Origin of the sequence: Curvibacter soli, from assembly GCF_029211125.1 — a bacterium.
In the GTDB taxonomy this organism is placed as follows: domain Bacteria; phylum Pseudomonadota; class Gammaproteobacteria; order Burkholderiales; family Burkholderiaceae_C; genus Curvibacter_A; species Curvibacter_A soli.
This window is the reverse complement of the sequence record NZ_JARGEN010000034.1, coordinates 1-18,018: the sequence shown is the minus strand read 5'-3', so window position 1 is coordinate 18,018 and position 18,018 is coordinate 1. Positions and strand designations below refer to the sequence as shown.

Annotated in this window: 17 protein-coding genes and 1 pseudogene; 12 read left to right on the top strand and 6 right to left on the bottom strand. The window is 65.6% G+C overall.

Annotated elements, in window-relative coordinates; all coding sequences use genetic code 11:
* Window positions 1-94: 94 nt before the first annotated feature.
* From ilvN to pssA, 3 genes are all read left to right on the top strand, one after another.
* Entirely contained in the window at window positions 95-586 is a 492-nt protein-coding gene (gene ilvN / locus PY257_RS08440; RefSeq protein WP_275740887.1) for an acetolactate synthase small subunit, read from the top strand.
* 52 nt (window positions 587-638) lie between these two features.
* Window positions 639-1,655, top strand: a complete 1,017-nt coding sequence (gene ilvC, locus PY257_RS08435; protein ID WP_345799239.1) for a ketol-acid reductoisomerase — start codon at window positions 639-641, stop codon at window positions 1,653-1,655.
* A gap of 122 nt (window positions 1,656-1,777) precedes the next feature.
* Entirely contained in the window at window positions 1,778-2,632 is an 855-nt protein-coding gene (gene pssA / locus PY257_RS08430; protein ID WP_419095677.1) for a CDP-diacylglycerol--serine O-phosphatidyltransferase, read from the top strand.
* Window positions 2,633-2,709: 77 nt separating this feature from the next.
* On the opposite strand, the gene PY257_RS08425 is transcribed toward pssA, so the two are convergent.
* Window positions 2,710-3,345 (bottom strand): GntR family transcriptional regulator, encoded by a 636-nt coding sequence (locus tag PY257_RS08425; protein WP_275740883.1) that lies wholly within the window; start codon window positions 3,343-3,345, stop codon window positions 2,710-2,712.
* Between the two features lie 142 nt (window positions 3,346-3,487).
* Between PY257_RS08425 and scpA the strand changes: the two genes are divergently transcribed.
* The 8 genes from scpA to PY257_RS08385 all read left to right on the top strand — a co-directional run bounded on the left by scpA (window position 3,488) and on the right by PY257_RS08385 (window position 12,592).
* Complete coding sequence (scpA, locus tag PY257_RS08420; protein WP_275740881.1) at window positions 3,488-5,656, top strand: methylmalonyl-CoA mutase; 2,169 nt, start codon at window positions 3,488-3,490, stop codon at window positions 5,654-5,656.
* A gap of 34 nt (window positions 5,657-5,690) precedes the next feature.
* A complete protein-coding gene (locus PY257_RS08415) occupies window positions 5,691-5,969 on the top strand; it encodes a hypothetical protein (RefSeq protein WP_275740879.1) in 279 nt (92 codons plus the stop codon).
* Between the two features lie 298 nt (window positions 5,970-6,267).
* Complete coding sequence (locus PY257_RS08410) at window positions 6,268-6,396, top strand: PIN domain-containing protein (RefSeq protein WP_275740877.1); 129 nt, start codon at window positions 6,268-6,270, stop codon at window positions 6,394-6,396.
* Entirely contained in the window at window positions 6,396-7,421 is a 1,026-nt protein-coding gene (gene meaB, locus PY257_RS08405) for a methylmalonyl Co-A mutase-associated GTPase MeaB (RefSeq protein ID WP_275740875.1), read from the top strand. The genes PY257_RS08410 and meaB overlap by 1 nt, the downstream gene beginning before the upstream one ends.
* A 38-nt stretch (window positions 7,422-7,459) precedes the next feature.
* Entirely contained in the window at window positions 7,460-8,992 is a 1,533-nt protein-coding gene (locus tag PY257_RS08400; protein WP_275740873.1) for an acyl-CoA carboxylase subunit beta, read from the top strand.
* A 21-nt stretch (window positions 8,993-9,013) separates the two neighbouring features.
* Window positions 9,014-11,062, top strand: coding sequence for an acetyl-CoA carboxylase biotin carboxylase subunit (locus tag PY257_RS08395; RefSeq protein ID WP_275740871.1), 2,049 nt, complete (start codon window positions 9,014-9,016; stop codon window positions 11,060-11,062).
* Between the two features lie 4 nt (window positions 11,063-11,066).
* Window positions 11,067-12,116 carry a biotin synthase BioB gene (bioB, locus tag PY257_RS08390; protein ID WP_275740868.1) on the top strand — a complete coding sequence of 350 codons (1,050 nt, stop codon included), beginning with the start codon at window positions 11,067-11,069 and terminating at the stop codon, window positions 12,114-12,116.
* Complete coding sequence (locus PY257_RS08385; protein ID WP_275740866.1) at window positions 12,113-12,592, top strand: VOC family protein; 480 nt, start codon at window positions 12,113-12,115, stop codon at window positions 12,590-12,592. Before bioB ends, PY257_RS08385 begins: the two co-directional genes overlap by 4 nt.
* A 249-nt stretch (window positions 12,593-12,841) precedes the next feature.
* Here the strand turns inward: PY257_RS08385 and PY257_RS08380 are convergent, their stop codons facing one another.
* The 5 genes from PY257_RS08380 to PY257_RS08360 all read right to left on the bottom strand — a co-directional run bounded on the left by PY257_RS08380 (window position 12,842) and on the right by PY257_RS08360 (window position 17,204).
* Window positions 12,842-13,477, bottom strand: coding sequence for a LysE family translocator (locus PY257_RS08380; RefSeq protein ID WP_275740864.1), 636 nt, complete (start codon window positions 13,475-13,477; stop codon window positions 12,842-12,844).
* Window positions 13,478-13,736: 259 nt separating this feature from the next.
* Window positions 13,737-14,396 (bottom strand): electron transport complex subunit RsxB, encoded by a 660-nt coding sequence (gene rsxB / locus PY257_RS08375; protein WP_275740862.1) that lies wholly within the window; start codon window positions 14,394-14,396, stop codon window positions 13,737-13,739.
* A 6-nt stretch (window positions 14,397-14,402) separates the two neighbouring features.
* Window positions 14,403-15,785, bottom strand: coding sequence for a polyhydroxyalkanoate depolymerase (locus PY257_RS08370; RefSeq protein ID WP_275740860.1), 1,383 nt, complete (start codon window positions 15,783-15,785; stop codon window positions 14,403-14,405).
* Between the two features lie 9 nt (window positions 15,786-15,794).
* Window positions 15,795-15,986: a hypothetical protein gene (locus tag PY257_RS08365; RefSeq protein ID WP_275740858.1), complete on the bottom strand. Its 192-nt coding sequence runs from the start codon at window positions 15,984-15,986 to the stop codon at window positions 15,795-15,797.
* 21 nt (window positions 15,987-16,007) lie between these two features.
* Window positions 16,008-17,204 carry an amino acid aminotransferase gene (locus PY257_RS08360; RefSeq protein WP_275740856.1) on the bottom strand — a complete coding sequence of 399 codons (1,197 nt, stop codon included), beginning with the start codon at window positions 17,202-17,204 and terminating at the stop codon, window positions 16,008-16,010.
* A gap of 633 nt (window positions 17,205-17,837) precedes the next feature.
* On the opposite strand from PY257_RS08360, the pseudogene PY257_RS16385 reads away from it, so the two are divergent.
* Window positions 17,838-17,954, top strand: a pseudogene (locus PY257_RS16385) (IS701 family transposase); the annotation flags it as partial.
* Between the last annotated feature and the right edge of the window lie 64 nt (window positions 17,955-18,018).

Below are 18,018 nucleotides of genomic sequence, written 5' to 3'. Positions count from 1 at the left end.
GATAGCAATCCATCCCTGAAGAAGAATCTATTGCCCGCCAAGCCCGCGCATTACCGTGCGCGGGGGAGGGCGGCGAGAAGAGGAATCGCAAACCATGAAACACATCATCGCAGTGCTGCTGGAAAACGAACCCGGCGCGCTTTCCCGCGTTGTGGGCCTGTTCTCGGCCCGCGGCTACAACATTGAATCGCTGACGGTCGCGCCGACCGAGGACCCGAGCCTCTCGCGCATGACCATCCAGACCGCCGGCTCGGAGGACGTGATCGAGCAGATCACCAAGCACCTGAATCGGCTGATCGAGGTGGTGAAGGTGGTCGACCTGACCGAGGGCGCCTACACCGAGCGCGAACTCATGATGGTCAAGGTGCGCGCAGTCGGCAAGGAACGCGAGGAGATGAAGCGCATGGCTGACATCTTCCGCGGCCGCATCATCGACGTGACCGACAAGAGCTACACCATCGAATTGACGGGCGACCAGTCGAAGATCGATGCCTTCCTCGTGGCGCTCGACCGCTCGGCCATCCTGGAGACCGTGCGCACGGGCGCCAGCGGCATCGGCCGCGGCGAGCGCGTGCTGCGCGTCTGAATCCCCGCGCGCGAACATCAGTTACCAACACCGAATCAACCAAGGAGCAACCATGAAGGTGTATTACGACAAGGACGCCGACCTCAGCCTCATCAAGGGCAAGACGGTCGCCATCATCGGCTACGGCAGCCAGGGCCATGCGCATGCGCAGAACCTCAACGACAGCGGCGTGAAGGTCGTCGTCGGCCTGCGCAAGGGCGGCGCTTCCTGGCCCAAGGTCGAGAAGGCCGGGCTGAAGGTGGCCGAGGTGGCGGATGCGGTGAAGGCCGCCGACGTGGTCATGATCCTGCTGCCCGACGAGCAGATCGCCAGCGTCTACAAGAACGACATTGCGCCCAACATCAAGCAAGGCGCGTCGCTGGTGTTCGCGCACGGCTTCAACGTGCACTACGGCTTCGTGCAGCCGCGCGCGGACCTGGACGTGTGGATGGTCGCGCCCAAGGCTCCCGGCCACACCGTGCGCAGCACCTACACCCAGGGCGGCGGCGTGCCGCACCTGGTGGCCGTCTATCAGGACCAGACCGGCAAGGCGCGCGATTTGGCCCTGTCCTACGCCATGGCCAACGGCGGCGGCCGCGCCGGCATCATCGAGACCAGCTTCCGCGAGGAAACCGAGACCGATCTGTTCGGCGAGCAGGCCGTGCTGTGCGGCGGCACGGTGGAGCTCATCAAGGCCGGCTTCGAGACGCTGGTGGAAGCGGGCTACGCGCCCGAGATGGCGTACTTCGAGTGCCTGCACGAGCTCAAGCTCATCGTGGACCTGATCTATGAAGGCGGCATCGCCAACATGAACTACTCGATCTCCAACAACGCCGAGTATGGCGAATACGTCAGCGGCCCGCGCGTGGTGACCGAGGAGACCAAGAAGGTCATGAAGCAATGCCTGAGGGACATCCAGACCGGTGAATACGCCAAGAGCTTCGTGCTGGAAAACGCCGCTGGCGCCCCCACGCTCATCAGCCGCCGCCGCCTGACTGCCGAGCACCAGATCGAGGTGGTGGGCGCCAAACTGCGCGCCATGATGCCCTGGATCGGCAAGAACAAGCTGGTGGACCAGACGCGCAACTGACGTGGTTGGCGCTGCCTGGCGGCACGAGGGCCCGTGGCTTGCCACGGGCCCTTTCCGATCGCAGGAGGCATCGCTGTCTTAAACTCGACCGATGCAACACACTTACCGGGAAGGCTCGGCGTATGTCCGATGACATGGATTCGCACGAACTTGCGCCAGACACCGAGCTTCCATCGGGCCGCAAGCCCCGCAAGGGCATCTACGTGCTGCCCAACCTGTTCACGCTGGCGGCGCTGTTCGGCGGCTTCTATGCCATCGTGATGGCCATGAACGACCGCTTCGAGCAGGCGGCGTTCGGTGTGTTCTGCGCCATGGTGCTCGACAGCCTCGATGGCCGCGTGGCGCGGATGACCAACACGCAGAGCGCCTTCGGCGAGCAGATGGATTCGCTGGCCGACATGGTGTCGTTCGGCGCTGCGCCCGCGCTCATCGCCTACGAATGGGCGCTGCGCGGGCTGGGGCGCTGGGGTTGGATAGCGGCCTTCGTGTACTGTGCCTGCGCGGCGCTGCGGCTGGCGCGCTTCAACGTCAACACCGCCGTGGTCGACAAGCGCTATTTCCAGGGCCTGCCATCGCCCGCCGCTGCGGCGCTCGTGATGGGCCTGCTCTGGCTCATGACCGAGGCGGGCATCAAGGGCTCCGAGCAGTTGTACCTGGGCGCGGGCCTGTGGCTCGACGTGGACTGGCTGATGTTCTGCCTCACGCTGTATGCAGGACTCACCATGGTGACCAATGTGCCGTTCTACAGCTTCAAGGACATGCAGATGAAAAAGAGCGTGCCGTTCACTGCCATCGTGCTCATCGTTCTGGGCATCGCGGTGATCAACATCCATCCGCCGGTGGTGCTGTTTCTGCTGTTCATGGCGTATGGCGCCAGCGGCTACTGCGTGTACGCATGGCGCCGCGCCAAGGGCTTGCGCACGAGCATGATCAGCATGTCCACCGACGAGCCCGAGGAAGAAGGCCTGCACAAATAGGCGCCAAGTGGAGTCTTGCCATGCGGCAGTCTATGGCATCAAAGGCAGAAAGCTGCCGCAATATCTTCCTGACTGAGTCAGGCGGCCGCCTCCAGCCCGCTGTCGAAATGCGCCTGCATGCACGCGATGGCGGCTGCGCCGTCGTGGGTCGCCAGCGCGGCCATGATGGCGCGATGCTCGGCCAGCGACTCGGCGATGCGGCCGGTCTTGAGCAGCGAGTTGTGGCGGTTGAGCTTCATCACCTTGCGCAGGTCGGCCACGAGTTGCAGGCGCCAGCGGTTGTCGGCGATCTCCAGCACACGCAGGTGGAAGCGCTCGTTGATCTCAAAGAAGCGGTCGCGGTCGTCGGTGGCGGCCTCCAGTTCGGCGTGCAGCGCCTGCAATTGCTGCAACTGCGCGGGCGTGGCGCGGCAGGCGACGACGCCGGCGGCATCGCTCTCCAGCAGGCTCAGCAGGTGGTACACGTCGGCCAGATCCTTGGCCGACACCTCGGTGACGTAGGCGCCGCGCCGCACCTTCATCGTGACCAGCCCTTCGGCGGCCAGCACTTTCAGCGCCTCGCGCAACGGCGTGCGGCTGATGCCGAACTCCTCGGCGATCTTGAGCTCGTCGATCCAGCTTCCGGGTTCGAGCTGGCGGTGGTAGATGCGCTGGCGCAACTGCTCCGCCACCTCTTCGTAGAGGGCGCGGGGCGTGAGCGTGAGGGCGGACATGGGCCAAGAATGTACCGCAAGAAAACTATAAATTAATAATTACGGATCGGTTAAACTTCCGCGTCCTTGAAATTGTTGCGAACATGGCTTCCGCCATCCGCCAAGACCGCATAGCCTCCTCCCCGTTTTGTCTTCATTCACCATGAGCAGTTCTCCTGAACCGATTTACCCGCCCGTGGGCCTCGATGCATGGGCCAAGGCCGCAGCCAAATCCGCTCCGGGCGGCGATGTGGGGGCGCTCAACTGGATCACGCCCGACGGCATCACCGTCAAGCCGCTCTACACCGCGGCGGATCTGCAGGGCCTGAAGTACACCGATACGATGCCGGGCTTCGCGCCCTACCTGCGCGGCCCGCAGGCCACGATGTACGCTGTGCGGCCCTGGACCATCCGGCAGTACGCGGGCTTCTCCACGGCGGAGGAGAGCAACGCCTTCTACCGCAAGGCCCTGGCCGCCGGTGGGCAGGGCGTGTCCGTGGCGTTCGACCTGGCCACGCACCGGGGCTACGACAGCGACCACCCCCGCGTGACGGGCGACGTGGGCAAGGCCGGCGTGGCGATCGATTCGGTCGAGGACATGAAGATACTGTTCGACGGCATCCCGCTCGACAAGGTGAGCGTTTCCATGACCATGAACGGCGCCGTACTGCCCGTGCTGGCGGGCTACGTGGTGGCGGCGCAAGAGCAGGGCGTCTCGCAAGACAAACTGAGCGGAACCATCCAGAACGACATCCTCAAGGAGTTCATGGTCCGCAACACCTACATCTACCCGCCGGCGCCGAGCATGCGGATCATCGGCGACATCATCGAGTACACGGCGAAGAACATGCCGAAGTTCAACTCGATCAGCATCAGCGGCTACCACATGCAGGAAGCAGGCGCCAACCAGGCGCTGGAACTGGCCTTCACCCTGGCCGACGGCAAGGAATACGTGAAGACCGCCATCGCCAAGGGCATGGACGTGGACGACTTCGCGGGCCGCCTGTCGTTCTTCTGGGCCATCGGCATGAACTTCTACCTCGAAGTGGCCAAGATGCGCGCCGCGCGCCTGCTGTGGTGCCGCATCATGCAGGGCTTCAACGCCAAGAACCCCAAGAGCCTGATGCTGCGCACCCACTGCCAGACCAGCGGCTGGAGCCTGACCGAGCAGGACCCATACAACAACGTGGTGCGCACCACCATCGAGGCGATGGCCGCGGTGTTCGGCGGCACCCAGAGCCTGCACACCAACGCGCTCGATGAAGCCATCGCGCTGCCCACCGAATTCAGCGCCCGCATCGCGCGCAACACGCAGCTCATCATCCAGGAAGAGACCCATATCACCAGCGTGATCGACCCCTGGGCCGGCAGCTACATGATGGAGAAGCTCACCCAGGACATGGCCGACGCCGCCTGGAAGATCATCGAGGAGGTCGAGGCCATGGGCGGCATGACCCAGGCCGTGGACAGCGGCTGGGCCAAGCTCAAGATCGAGGCCGCCGCGGCTGAAAAGCAGGCGCGCATCGACTCGGGCAAGGACGTGATCGTCGGCGTCAACAAGTACAGGCTGAAGACCGAGGATGTGATCGACAGCCTGTCGATCGACAACGTCAAGGTGCGCGACGGGCAGGTCGCGCGCCTGCGGTCCATCCGGCAGAAGCGCGACTCCGCGCAGGTGCAGCAAGCGCTGGATGCTCTCACTTCCGCAGCGGAAAGCGGGCAGGGCAACCTGCTGGACCTCTCCATCCGGGCCGTGCGCCTGCGCGCCACGGTGGGCGAGGTGTCGGATGCGCTTGAAAAGGTATTTGGGCGCCACCGCGCCGACACGCAAAAGGTGACCGGTGTGTACGCTGCCGCTTACGACTCGGCCGAAGGCTGGGACAAACTCAAGGCCGAAATCAACGAATTTGCCGAAACCCATGGTCGCCGCCCCCGCGTGATGATCGCCAAGCTGGGCCAGGACGGCCATGACCGCGGCGCCAAGGTGGTGGCCACGGCCTTTGCCGACCTGGGCTTCGACGTGGACATGGGCCCGCTGTTCCAGACCCCCGAGGAATGTGCGCGCCAGGCCATCGAGAACGACGTGCATGCGGTGGGCGTCTCCACGCTCGCCGCCGGCCACAAGACGCTGGTGCCGGCCATCATCGAGGCGCTGAAAACGCAGGGCGCAGACGACATCATCGTCTTCGTCGGCGGCGTGATCCCGCGCCAGGACTACGACTTTCTGTACGAAGCCGGCGTGAAGGGCATCTATGGCCCCGGCACGCCGATCGTCGCCAGCGCCAAGGACGTGCTGGAGCAGATTCGCAAGGCCACAACAACAGCGGCGTGATACAGCAAGCTACTGTATTTCACGGGAGAATGCCATGGCTGTATCCGTCCGCATGGGCCCCTTGATGGAAAAAGGGTTGGGGCTTGCCGCCAAGCGGCAGGGCATCGCCAAGTCGCAGTTCATCATCGGGGCGGTGGAGCGTGCGCTGGGGCGCAAAGACCCGGCGGTTCTGTACCAAGGGGTCATGCACGAAGCTCTGCCGCCGTACAAGTCGGCCTTGCGCAAGAGTCTGCGCGAAGCATGCGGGGGGCAGCAGAACGAATACGCCGCCTATCTGGCACAGTGCGAAGCCGTCAAAGGGAAGACGGTTTGAATATCTGCCTTCTGGATGCTAGTGCAGTGTTCAACGCCAAGCAGCCCATAAAACCGCGCCTTTTGCCGCATGGCGGCGTTGCAAATCCTTGCGATAGCGACGGCTATCGCTGTGGTTTGCGCCTTGCCCTGCGCCAAAACGCATCGCTTTTATTGGTGCCGCCAAGCATCGAACACTGCACTAGGGCAGTGTTCGATGGATCGGGGGCAGGGCGGCCCAGGTGTTCCCCTTCGACGCCTCGGATTTGATCGATATGTGCGGATGGATCAAGCAATACACGCAGCAGCCCCGTACCGGGATGGATTTGGCCGATGCTCCTCTCTACTGGCTGGCCTGCGAGTCTGGCGTGGCGCAGATCCTGGCCGTGGACATGCGCGATTTCTCGCGCTGCCGCCTGCCCGATGGGCGCGCTTTCGAGATGCTGTGATGCTGCTGGTTGACGCCATCTTGCGCCCCGCATCCGCCGCCGTGCAGCGCCGCGCCATCGCCAAGGCCATCACATTGCTGGAGTCCACCCGCGCCGACCACCGCGTGCAGGCCGACGAACTGCTCACCGCGCTGCTGCCGCACACGGGCCGGGCATTTCGCCTGGGCATCAGCGGCGTGCCGGGCGTGGGCAAGTCCACCTTCATCGAGGCGCTGGGCCTGTATCTGATCGCCCAGGGCCATCGCGTGGCGGTGCTCACCATCGACCCGTCCTCCACCGTCTCGGGCGGCTCCATCCTGGGGGACAAGACGCGCATGGAAAAGCTCTCGGTGCACGAGCGCGCCTACATCCGCCCCAGCCCCAGCAGCGGCACGCTCGGCGGCGTGGCCGAGAAGACGCGCGAGGCCATGCTGGTCTGCGAGGCCGCGGGCTACGACGTGGTGATCGTCGAAACCGTGGGCGTGGGCCAGAGCGAGACGGCGGTGGCCGGCATGACCGACATGTTCTGCCTGCTGCAACTGCCCAACGCGGGCGACGACCTGCAAGCCATCAAGAAAGGCGTGATGGAGATCGCTGACCTGGTGGTCATCAACAAGGCCGACCTCGACGTGGCCGCCGCCACCCGCGCCCAGGCGCAGATTACCTCGGCTCTGCGCCTGTTTGGCCACCAGGGCAACCCGGAGCATGCGCACGCGGCGCAGGATGCGCGGACCGGCACCGAGGTGCGCTACTGGCAGCCCAGGGTGCAGCAGATGAGCGCGCTGACCGGCAGCGGCATCGACGCCTTCTGGGCCGCAGTCACCGAATTCAAGGCATTGCAGGCCGCCAACGGCCGCCTGGCCGCGCGGCGTGAGCAGCAGGCGCTGGCCTGGATGTGGGAGCGCATCGATGCCGGGCTGAAGCAGGCGTTCCGCCAGCACCCGCGCGTGCGCGCGCTGCTGCCGGTGCTGACAAGACAGGTGCGCGCGGGCACGCTCGCCGCATCGACCGCAGCACGAAACCTGCTTGCACAGGCCATGGAATAAGCGCAGGAAGCTATCAATACCGTAGTGAAAGAGAAACCATGCAGGACATACTCGACCAACTGGAACAACGGCGCGAACAGGCCCGCCAGGGCGGCGGCGAAAAGCGCATCGCCGCGCAGCACAAGAAAGGCAAGCTCACCGCCCGCGAACGCATCGAGCTGCTGCTCGACGACGGCACCTTCGAGGAATGGGACATGTTCGTCGAGCACCGCTGCGCCGACTTCGGCATGGACGCGCAGAAGATTCCGGGCGACGGCGTGGTCACGGGCTACGGCATGATCAATGGCCGCCTGGTGTTCGTCTTCAGCCAGGACTTCACCGTGTTCGGCGGCGCGCTGTCCGAGGCCCATGCCGAGAAGATCTGCAAGGTAATGGACCAGGCCATGAAGGTCGGCGCCCCGGTCATCGGCCTCAACGATTCGGGCGGCGCGCGCATCCAGGAAGGCGTGGCGTCCCTGGGCGGCTATGCCGAGGTGTTCCAGCGCAACGTGATGGCCAGCGGCGTGGTGCCGCAGATCAGCATGGTGATGGGCCCGTGCGCGGGCGGCGCGGTGTATTCGCCAGCCATGACCGACTTCATCTTCATGGTCAAGGACAGCAGCTACATGTTCGTGACCGGCCCCGAGGTGGTGAAGACGGTCACGCACGAGGAGGTTTCGGCCGAGGAACTGGGCGGCGCCATCACCCACACCACCACCAGTGGCGTGGCCGACATGGCGTTCGAGAACGACGTGGAGGCGCTGATGATGCTGCGCCGCCTGTACAACTACCTGCCGCTCAACAACCGCGAGAAAGCGCCCACGCGGCCCAGCAACGACCCGGCGGACCGGGCCGATGCATCGCTCGACACCCTGGTGCCCGAAAACGCCAACAAGCCCTACGACATGAAGGAGCTGATCACCAAGGTGGTGGATGACGGCGACTTCTTCGAGCTGCAGCCCGACTACGCCCGCAACATTGTCATCGGCTTCGCCCGCATGGAAGGGCAGACCATCGGCATCGTGGCCAACCAGCCGCTGGTGCTGGCGGGCTGCCTGGACATCAAGAGCAGCATCAAGGCCGCGCGCTTCGTGCGCTTCTGCGACGCCTTCAACATCCCCGTCATCACCTTCGTGGACGTGCCCGGCTTCATGCCCGGCACGGCGCAGGAATACGGCGGCATCATCAAGCACGGCGCCAAGCTGCTGTATGCCTATGCCGAGTGCACCGTGCCCAAGATCACCATCATCACCCGCAAGGCCTACGGCGGCGCCTATGACGTGATGAGCTCCAAGCACCTGCGCGGCGACGTCAACCTGGCCTGGCCCAAGGCCGAAATTGCGGTGATGGGCGCCAAGGGCGCGGTGGAGATCATCTTCCGCGAGGACAAGAACGACCCTGCCAAGCTCGCCGCCCGCGAAGCCGAGTACAAAGAGCGCTTTGCCAACCCCTTCGTGGCCGGCGCGCGCGGCTACATCGACGACGTGATCCTGCCGCACGAGACGAGGAAGCGCATCTGCCGCTCGCTGGTCATGCTGCAGGGCAAGAAGCTCGACAACCCGTGGCGCAAGCACGGCAACATTCCTCTTTGACCGGCCCAGGAGAACAAGAACGTGTTTACCAAGATATTGATCGCCAACCGCGGCGAAATCGCCTGCCGCGTCATCGCCACCGCCCGCAAGATGGGCATCGCCACCGTCGCCGTCTATTCCGACGCCGACAAGGACGCCCGCCACGTCAAGCTGGCCGACGAGGCCGTGCACATTGGTGCGGCGCCCAGCCGCGAGAGCTACCTGCTGGCCGACAGGATCATCGCCGCGGCCAGGCAGACCGGCGCGCAGGCCATCCACCCCGGCTACGGCTTCCTGTCGGAAAACGAAGGTTTCGCGCGCCGGGTCGAGGAAGAGGGCATTGCCTTCATCGGCCCCAAGCATTACTCCATCGCCGCCATGGGCGACAAGATCGCATCGAAGAAGCTGGCCAACGAGGCCCAGGTCAACACCATCCCGGGCTGGAACGACGCCATCGAATCCGCCGAGCGCGCGGTGCAGATCGCCAAGGACATCGGCTACCCCGTGATGATCAAGGCCAGTGCCGGCGGCGGCGGCAAGGGCCTGCGCGTAGCCTTCAACGACAAGGAGGCGTTCGAGGGCTTCACCAGTTGCCGCAATGAGGCGCGCAACAGCTTCGGCGATGACCGCGTGTTCATCGAGAAGTTCGTCGAGGAGCCGCGCCACATCGAGATCCAGGTGCTGGGCGACAGCCACGGCAACGTCATCTACCTCAACGAGCGCGAATGCTCCATCCAGCGCCGCCACCAGAAGGTGATCGAAGAGGCGCCATCGCCCTTCATCTCTGATGCCACGCGCAAGGCCATGGGCGAACAGGCCGTGGCGCTGGCCAAGGCGGTGAAGTACCAGAGCGCGGGCACGGTGGAGTTCGTGGTCGGCAAGGACCAGAGCTTCTACTTCCTGGAGATGAACACCCGCCTGCAGGTGGAGCACCCGGTCACCGAATGCATCACCGGCCTGGACCTGGTGGAGCTGATGATCCGCGTGGCCGCGGGCGAGAAGCTGCCGATCGCGCAGGCCGACGTGAAGCGCGACGGCTGGGCCATCGAGTGCCGCATCAACGCCGAGGACCCGTTCCGCAACTTCCTGCCCAGCACGGGCCGGCTGGTGCGCTTCCTGCCGCCCGGGCAGACCATGCACGCGGCCGACACGCAGCACCTGCTGGGCGTGCGCGTGGACACCGGCGTGTACGAGGGCGGCGAGATCCCGATGTACTACGACTCGATGATCGCCAAGCTCATCGTGCATGGCCGCGACCGCAACGACGCGATCGCCAAGATGCGCGAGGCGCTCAACGGCTTCGTCATCCGCGGCATCAGCAGCAACATCCCGTTCCAGGCCGCGCTGCTGGCGCACCCGAAGTTCGTGGCGGGCGATTTCAACACCGGCTTCATCGCGGAAAACTATGGCAAGGGCTTCCATGCCGAGGACGTGCCGCACGGCGACCCGAACTTCCTCGTCGCGCTCGCCGCCTACGTGTACCGCCGCACGCGTGCGCGCGCCTCGGGCATCAGCGGGCAACTGGCGGGCCATGGCGTGAAGATCGGCGAGCAGTTCGTGGTGGTCACGCTGGGGGCCGAGGGCCAGAATGTGCAGACGCCCGTATCGGTTACGGATTTTGATGAGAAATCGGGCTCCAGCGCAGTATCCGTGGGCGGTAGCAGCTACAAAATCAGTAGCGAAATGGTGCTGGGCGAGATCCGCGTGCAGGGCCTGTGCAACGGCCAGCCGTTCACCGCGCAGGTGGCGCGCGGCACGCCGCGCAACCCGCTGGCGCTGCGCATCGCGCACAACGGCACGCAGCTCGATGCGCTGGTGCTCTCGCCGCGCGGGGCCGAGCTGTACAAGCTCATGCCCTACAAGGCGCCGCCGGACCTGAGCCGGTTCCTGCTCTCGCCCATGCCGGGACTGCTGGTGGATGTGGCGGTGCAGCCGGGCCAGGCCGTGCAGGCCGGCGAGAAGCTGGCGGTGATCGAGGCGATGAAGATGGAGAACATCCTGTTCGCCGCGCAGGACGGCGTGGTGGGCAAGGTGGTGGCCGGCAAGGGCGAGTCGCTGGCCGTCGATCAGGTGATCCTGGAGTTCGCATAAAGCCATGGGCGCCAACGACCTGCCAACCGCCACCCACACCATTGCGGTGCATCGCCCGGCGTCCGCGCGCGCAGCGTCCGGTTCGCCCACGCCAGCCTGGACGATCGAGGCCATCGAGGCCCTGTTCGACAAGCCGTTCATGGACCTGCTGTTCCAGGCCCAGACCGTGCATCGCCAGCACTGGTCTGCCGGCGACATTGAACTGGCCGCGCTGCTGTCGGTGAAGACCGGCGGCTGTCCCGAGAACTGCGGCTACTGCCCGCAGGCCGCCGAGTTCGACACCGGCGTGCAGGCCGGCAAGCTCATGGCGGTGGAAGACGTCAAGCGCGCCGCGCAGGCCGCCAGGGACGCTGGTGCCACACGCTTTTGCATGGGCGCGGCCTGGCGCGCGCCCAAGGACCGCGACGTGGAGAGGGTGGCCGAACTGGTCGAGGCCGTGAAGGGCCTGGGCCTGTCCACCTGCGCCACGCTGGGCATGCTGGAGCCGCAGCAGGCCCGGGCATTGAAGGACGCGGGCCTGGACTACTACAACCACAACCTGGATACGGCCCCCGAGTACTACGCCGACGTGGTCAGCACGCGCGCCTACCAGGACCGGCTGGATACCCTGCACAACGTGCGCGCCGCCGGCATCAGCGTGTGCTGCGGCGGCATCATCGGCATGGGCGAGGCGCCGGTGCACCGCGCGGGGCTGATCGCGCAACTCGCCAACCTCGACCCGTATCCCGAATCCGTGCCCATCAACAGCCTGGTGCGCGTGCCCGGCACGCCGCTGGCCGACAGCGACCCCGTGGACCCGCTGGATTTCGTGCGCGTCATCGCCGTGGCCCGCATCACCATGCCGCGCGCCCGCGTGCGCCTGTCGGCGGGCCGCCAGCAGCTCGGCGAGGCGGTGCAGGCGCTGTGCTTCCTGGCTGGCGCCAATTCCATCTTCTACGGCGACAAACTGCTCGTCACCGGCAACCCCGAGGCACAGGATGACGCCCGGTTACTCGCCAAGCTGGGCCTGTCGGCCACGCGCACCGCCGTATCCACACCGGAGTACACCGCATGACCGCCACCACCACCACACGCCGCCCTTTCCAGGTGCTGGGCATCCAGCAGATCGCCATCGGCGGACCCGACAAGCATCGGCTGCAGACGCTGTGGGTGGAGATGCTGGGCCTGGAGGTGTCCGGGACGTTTCGCAGCGAGACCGAAAATGTGGACGAGGACATCTGCGCCATCGGCCGCGGCCCCTACAAGGTGGAGGTGGACCTGATGCAGCCGCTCGACCCCGAAAAGAAGCCGTCCGTGCATTCCACGCCGCTCAACCACGTCGGCCTGTGGATCGACGATCTGCCGCGCGCCGTGGAGTGGTTGTCTGCGCAGGGCGTGCGCTTCGCGCCCGGCGGCATCCGGCGCGGCGCAGCGGGCTACGACATCTGCTTCCTGCACCCGAAGAGCAACGAGCAGTTCCCGATCGCGGGCGAGGGCGTGCTGATCGAACTGGTGCAGGCGCCGCCGGAGGTTATCGAGGCGCTGGGTTGAACCTGGAAACGGCAGTTGACCGCTTTGTATCCCTTGCCAGGCCGCGTCAAATCGAGCGTTGCCGGCTTCGATGGGGTTCACCTCGTGGGTGAGCGCGCTATGCACCTGCCAGCACTGCGCTCGGGGCGCCATGCGGCGTTTGCTCCTCCTTGCGGGCAGCAAGCCCGCCGCGTCGTCGCGTCTTGCCTGGCACCCCGATCACGGCACCGGCGGAGCGCATCCAACTGCCGTTTCCAGGTTTGAATTCGACTACGCCGCGTGGCGGCGGTACAGCGCCAGCAGCGCCGCCAATGCCCACATGCCCGCGGCGCAGCCCCGGTTGAGGCAGCGCAGGCCGCGCTGCGACAGCCAGCGCACCGCCTGCCGGCCCGCGCTGGCGTAGAGCAGCATGACCAGGATGTCCTGTCCCACGAAGATACCGCCCAGCACCGCGTACTGCGCGCCCTGCGGCGCGGCGGTGTCGACGAACTGCGGCAGGAACGCGGCGAAGAAGAGTATGGCTTTCGGATTGGTCAGCGCCACGAGCAGGCTGCGCCGGAATGCCACCCGCCCGGCCACCTGCCGGGCCGGCACGCTGGCTGCAGCCAGGGCCAGATCGGGCGCCGGGCTGCGCCACAGGCCGACGCCCAGCCAGCACAGGTAGGCGATGCCCGCCACGCGCAAGGCATGGAACAGCACCTCCGACGCCGCCAGCAGCGATCCCAGGCCCAGCGCCACCAGCGCGATCAGGCAACTGCTGCCGAGCGACGCGCCGGCGATGCCGAAGCCCGCGCGCCGCAGGCCGCCGGCCATGCCGTTGCTCAGGGCCAGCAGCATGGTGGGGCCGGGAATGACGGCCAGCGCGATGGACGCCGTGGAGAAGAGGAGCAGGGTTTCGGTGCGCATGGGGTCGTGGGGCGGAGGGTTCAGCCTAGAAACGGCAGTTGGATGCGCCTGCCGGTGCCGTGATCGGGGTGCCAGGCAAGGCGCGACGACGCGGCGGGCTACTGCCCGCAAGGAGGAGCAACGCCGCATGGCGCGCCGAGCGCGGTGCTGGCAGGTGCATAGCGCTCTCACACATGAGGTGAACGCCATCGAAGCCGTCAACGCTTGATTTCATGCGGCTTGTCAAGGGATACAAAGCGGTCAACTGCCGTTTCTAGGTTCAGCCGGGCGTGCGCTGCGCGCGGGCACGGGCCAGCGCGGCTTCGATGACCGCGCGTTTCTGGTCGAGGATGGCCGGGTCGGTATGGCGGGAATGCGCGGGCAAATCGGCCAGCCTGGCATGGGCTTTTTCTTCAAGCCTTTTTGCGCTTTCGCTCTCATTCTGCCTGCGGCGATAGCTATGAAATACATAGCGTTCGCGGGCCTGCTGCGCGGCTTCGCCGGACCATGCGGCCCAGCCCGTTCGATCACCGCTGGCGTTGTCGAGGTGGATGCAGTCCACCGGGCAGGCCGGCACGCACAGCTCGCAGCCGGTACACCACCGCTCCAGCACCGTGTGCATGCGCTTGTTGCCGCCCATGATGGCGTCGGTGGGGCAGGCCGCCAGGCACAGCGTGCAGCCTATGCACCAATCCTCGTCGATCCAGGCCACCGCGCGCGGGCCCTCGGCGCCGTTGCCGGGGTTGAGCGGCAGCGTGGGCCGGCCCGTGATGCGCGCCAGCCGCGCCACGCCTTCGGCGCCGCCGGGCGGGCACTGGTTGATGTCGGCCTGGCCTGCGGCAATGGCCTCGGCGTAGCCCGCGCAGTCGGGAAAGCCGCAGCGCGTGCATTGGGTCTGGGGCAGCGCCGCATCGATGGCGGCGGCCAGGGCCAGGGGCATGCGGCGTCAGCCCGCGGAGGGCGCCCTGCGATTGCCGCGCTTGGCCGGGGTGCGCTTGGCGCTGGGCGCGGCCTTGGGGCGGGCCGCGGTTTTCCTGGCGGGTTCGTCCTCCGCTGCGGCCTGCTTGCCGGCGTGCGCAAGAATGAAGTCGCGCACCTGCGGGTAGACGGTTTCGCGCCAGCGCCTGCCACTGAAGATGCCGTAGTGTCCCGCGCCCTTGACCTCCAGGTGCTGCTGGTCGGCTTTCGGGATGCCCGTGCACAGGGCATGCGCTGCTGCGGTCTGGCCCGCGCCGGAGATGTCGTCGAGCTCGCCCTCCACCGTCAGCAGCGCGGTGGTGGTGATGTCCTGCGGGCGCACCAGTTCGGGCTGGCCTTGCGGGTTGAGGACTTCCCAACTGCCGTTGACGAGGCTGAATTCCTGGAACACCGTGCGGATGGTTTCGAGGTAGTAGTCGGCGTCCATGTCGAGCACGGCGTTGTACTCGTCGTAGAACTTGCGGTGCGACTCGGCGCTGGCGTCATCGCCCTTGATGAGGTCCTTGAAGTAATCGTAGTGGCTCTTGGCGTGGCGGTCGGGGTTCATGGCGACGAAGCCCGTGTGCTGCATGAAGCCGGGGTACACGCGCCGCCCCGCACCGGGGAAGTTGTCGGGCACGCGGTAGATCACGTTGTTCTCGAACCACTCGCGGCTTTTGTTCATGGCCAGGTTGTTCACCGCCGTGGGCGACTTGCGCGCGTCGATGGGGCCACCCATCATGGTCATGGACAGGGGCGTCTTTTCGCCGCGCGACGCCATCAGCGCGATGGCGGCCAGCACCGGCACCGTCGGCTGGCACACGCTCACCACGTGGCAGTTGCCATAGCGGTCCTGCAGGTGGCGGATGAAGTCTTCCACGTAGTTGACGTAGTCGTCGAGGTGGAACGCGCCTTCGGTAAGCGGCACCGTGCGCGCGTTCTTCCAGTCGGTGATGTAGACCTTGTGGCCGCGCAGCATGGAGCGCACCGTGTCGCGCAGCAGCGTGGCGTAGTGGCCCGAAAGCGGGGCGACGATGAGTACCACGGGCTGGCCCTTGAGCTTGGCAAGCGTGGCCGGGTCGTCGGAAAAGCGCTTGAAGCGCCGCAACTCGCAGAAGGGCTTGTCCACCTCCACGCGCTCGTGGATGGCGACGCTCACGCCGTCCACGTCCACCGTGTCGATGCCGAACTGGGGCTTCTCGTAGTCCTTTCCCAGGCGGTAGAGCAGGTCGTAGGTGGCGGAAACGCGCTGCGCCATCGGCGTCTGGCTCAGCGGCGACAGCGGGTTGTTGTAGAACTTGGACGCCGCCTGTGCGAATTCGGCGAACGGCTCCATCAGCGAGCGGTGGGTTTCGTAGAGTTGGTACAGCATGGGACACACCTAGAATTGTTGCAACGCAATATAGCAAGAAGAAATCATCCTGGAAACGGCGGTTGGATGCGCCTGCCGGTGCCGCGATCGGGGTGCCAGGCAAGACGCGACGACGCGGCGGGCTTGGTGCCGGGCCAGGAGCAGGCAGCCCGTACCCAGCAGCCCGCCAGCGAGCGCCGGGTGCAGGTTGGCGATGGTCATGAAGCGCTCCCCGCCCGAAGGTCAGACGACCTTGGCGATGGATGCGCAGACGTACTTGATGTTCTTGCTGTTGAGCGCGGCCACGCACATGCGGCCGGTGTCGGTGCCGTACACCCCGAACTCGTTGCGCAGGCGCACCATCTGGTCCTTGGTCAGGCCCGAATAGCTGAACATGCCGATCTGCTGGGTGATGAACGACATGTCCTGCTTGACGCCAGCGGCCTTCAGGCCATCCACCAGCTTCTGGCGCATGGCCTTGATGCGGGTGCGCATCTCGCCAAGCTCTTTTTCCCACAGCGCGCGCAGCGCGGGAGTGCCGAGTACCGCCGCGACGACTGCGCCGCCATGCGTGGGCGGGTTGGAGTAGTTGGTGCGGATCACGATCTTGAGCTGGCTCAACACGCGAGACGCTTCTTCCTTGTCCTTGCACAGCACCGACAGCGCGCCCACGCGTTCGCCATACAGGCTGAAGCTCTTGGAAAACGAGGTCGAGACGAAGAAGTCCAGGCCCGCGGCGACGAACTTGCCGATCACCGCGCCGTCCTCGGTGATGCCATGGCCGAAGCCCTGGTAGGCCATGTCGAGGAAGGCGACGAGGTTTTTCTCCTTGACCGCTGCGATCACCTGGTCCCACTGCGCGGGCGTGATGTCATAGCCGGTCGGGTTGTGGCAGCAGGCGTGCAACACCACGATCGTGCCGGGGGCTGCGCCGTGCAGCGCGGTCAGCATGCCGTCGAAGTTGATGCCGCGCTTGGCGGCGTCGTAGTAGGGGTAGGTTTCGACAGTGAAGCCGGCGTTGGTGAACAGGGCGCGGTGGTTTTCCCAGCTCGGGTCGCTGATCAGCACCTTGGCCGCGGGGCTGATTCTGTGCAGGAAGTCCGCACCTATCTTCAGGCCGCCGGTTCCGCCCAGGGCCTGCACCGTGGCCACGCGCCCGGTCTCGACGGGTTCGCTGTCGCTGCCGAACACCAGGCCCTTGACGGCTGCGTCATAGGCCGCGATGCCGTCGATCGGCAGGTAGCCGCGGGCCGTGGGGGCTTCCATCATGTGCTTCTCGGCCTGCAGGACGCAGGCGAGCAGGGGAAGCTTGCCGTTGTCGTCGTAGTAGACACCGACGCCGAGGTTGACCTTCTTGGGGTTGGTGTCTGCCGCGTACTGTTCGTTGAGCCCCAGGATGGGATCGCGCGGGGCCATTTCGACGGCGGAGAAGAGAGACATGGAAGGTCCTTTGGAAAAGAGGTGGGGGTCTGTTTGCATGTGTATTGGCGCAATTCCCGCCCGTGCGTTAGCCTGCAGGCCGTCTGGAATTTTACTGAATCCTGAATCCATGAGCTCAACTGTATTTGTTCTTGATTTATCTTTATAAATCAACGATTTACTTGTGCAATGGTGCCCATCTCTGCCCCCAGAGCATCACGCCGGCGCATAGCGCTCTCACCCAAGAGGTGAGCCCCATCGAAAGCCGGCAACGCCTGATTGCATGCGGCCTGGCAAGGGATGCGAAGCGGTCAACTGCCGTTTCCAGGATCATCGGGTCGTACTGCCAGCACGGCACCCATGGGCAGTTCCATTCCGGGTTCAAGACAGGCATGAGGCGGCACGGTGCCCTGACCAGCGACTGCGAGCCATCCCGGCAACAGCAGCCACCCCGTGCAGCCATCGCTGCAGGCGCAGCCCTGCACGCTGCGTGCCGAACACCGTTTGTGGAGTGTCTTGGTGGCCGCTGGGGCGACGCTCATGCCCGCCATAACGGCCGGCGCAGGGTCTTGGACGCATGCAGGCAGGCAATCCGGGCAACGAAACTCAGAAAATCCAGCGAGGTGCGGAATCGTTATGGGATGGTCACGGATTCAGGACAAAGACGGCAGCACGGAGATCTTGCATCTGGTTTGCAGTGACTTGACTTGCGACTATGATGCCACTACCACGACCCAAAAAAGGTGGCAAGTGGAGGTCTTTTATAGGACTTACGCAAAAGCCATGGAGAGCGATGGACTTCTGAGTTCCTGACGCAAGTAGTCTGAGAGCAACG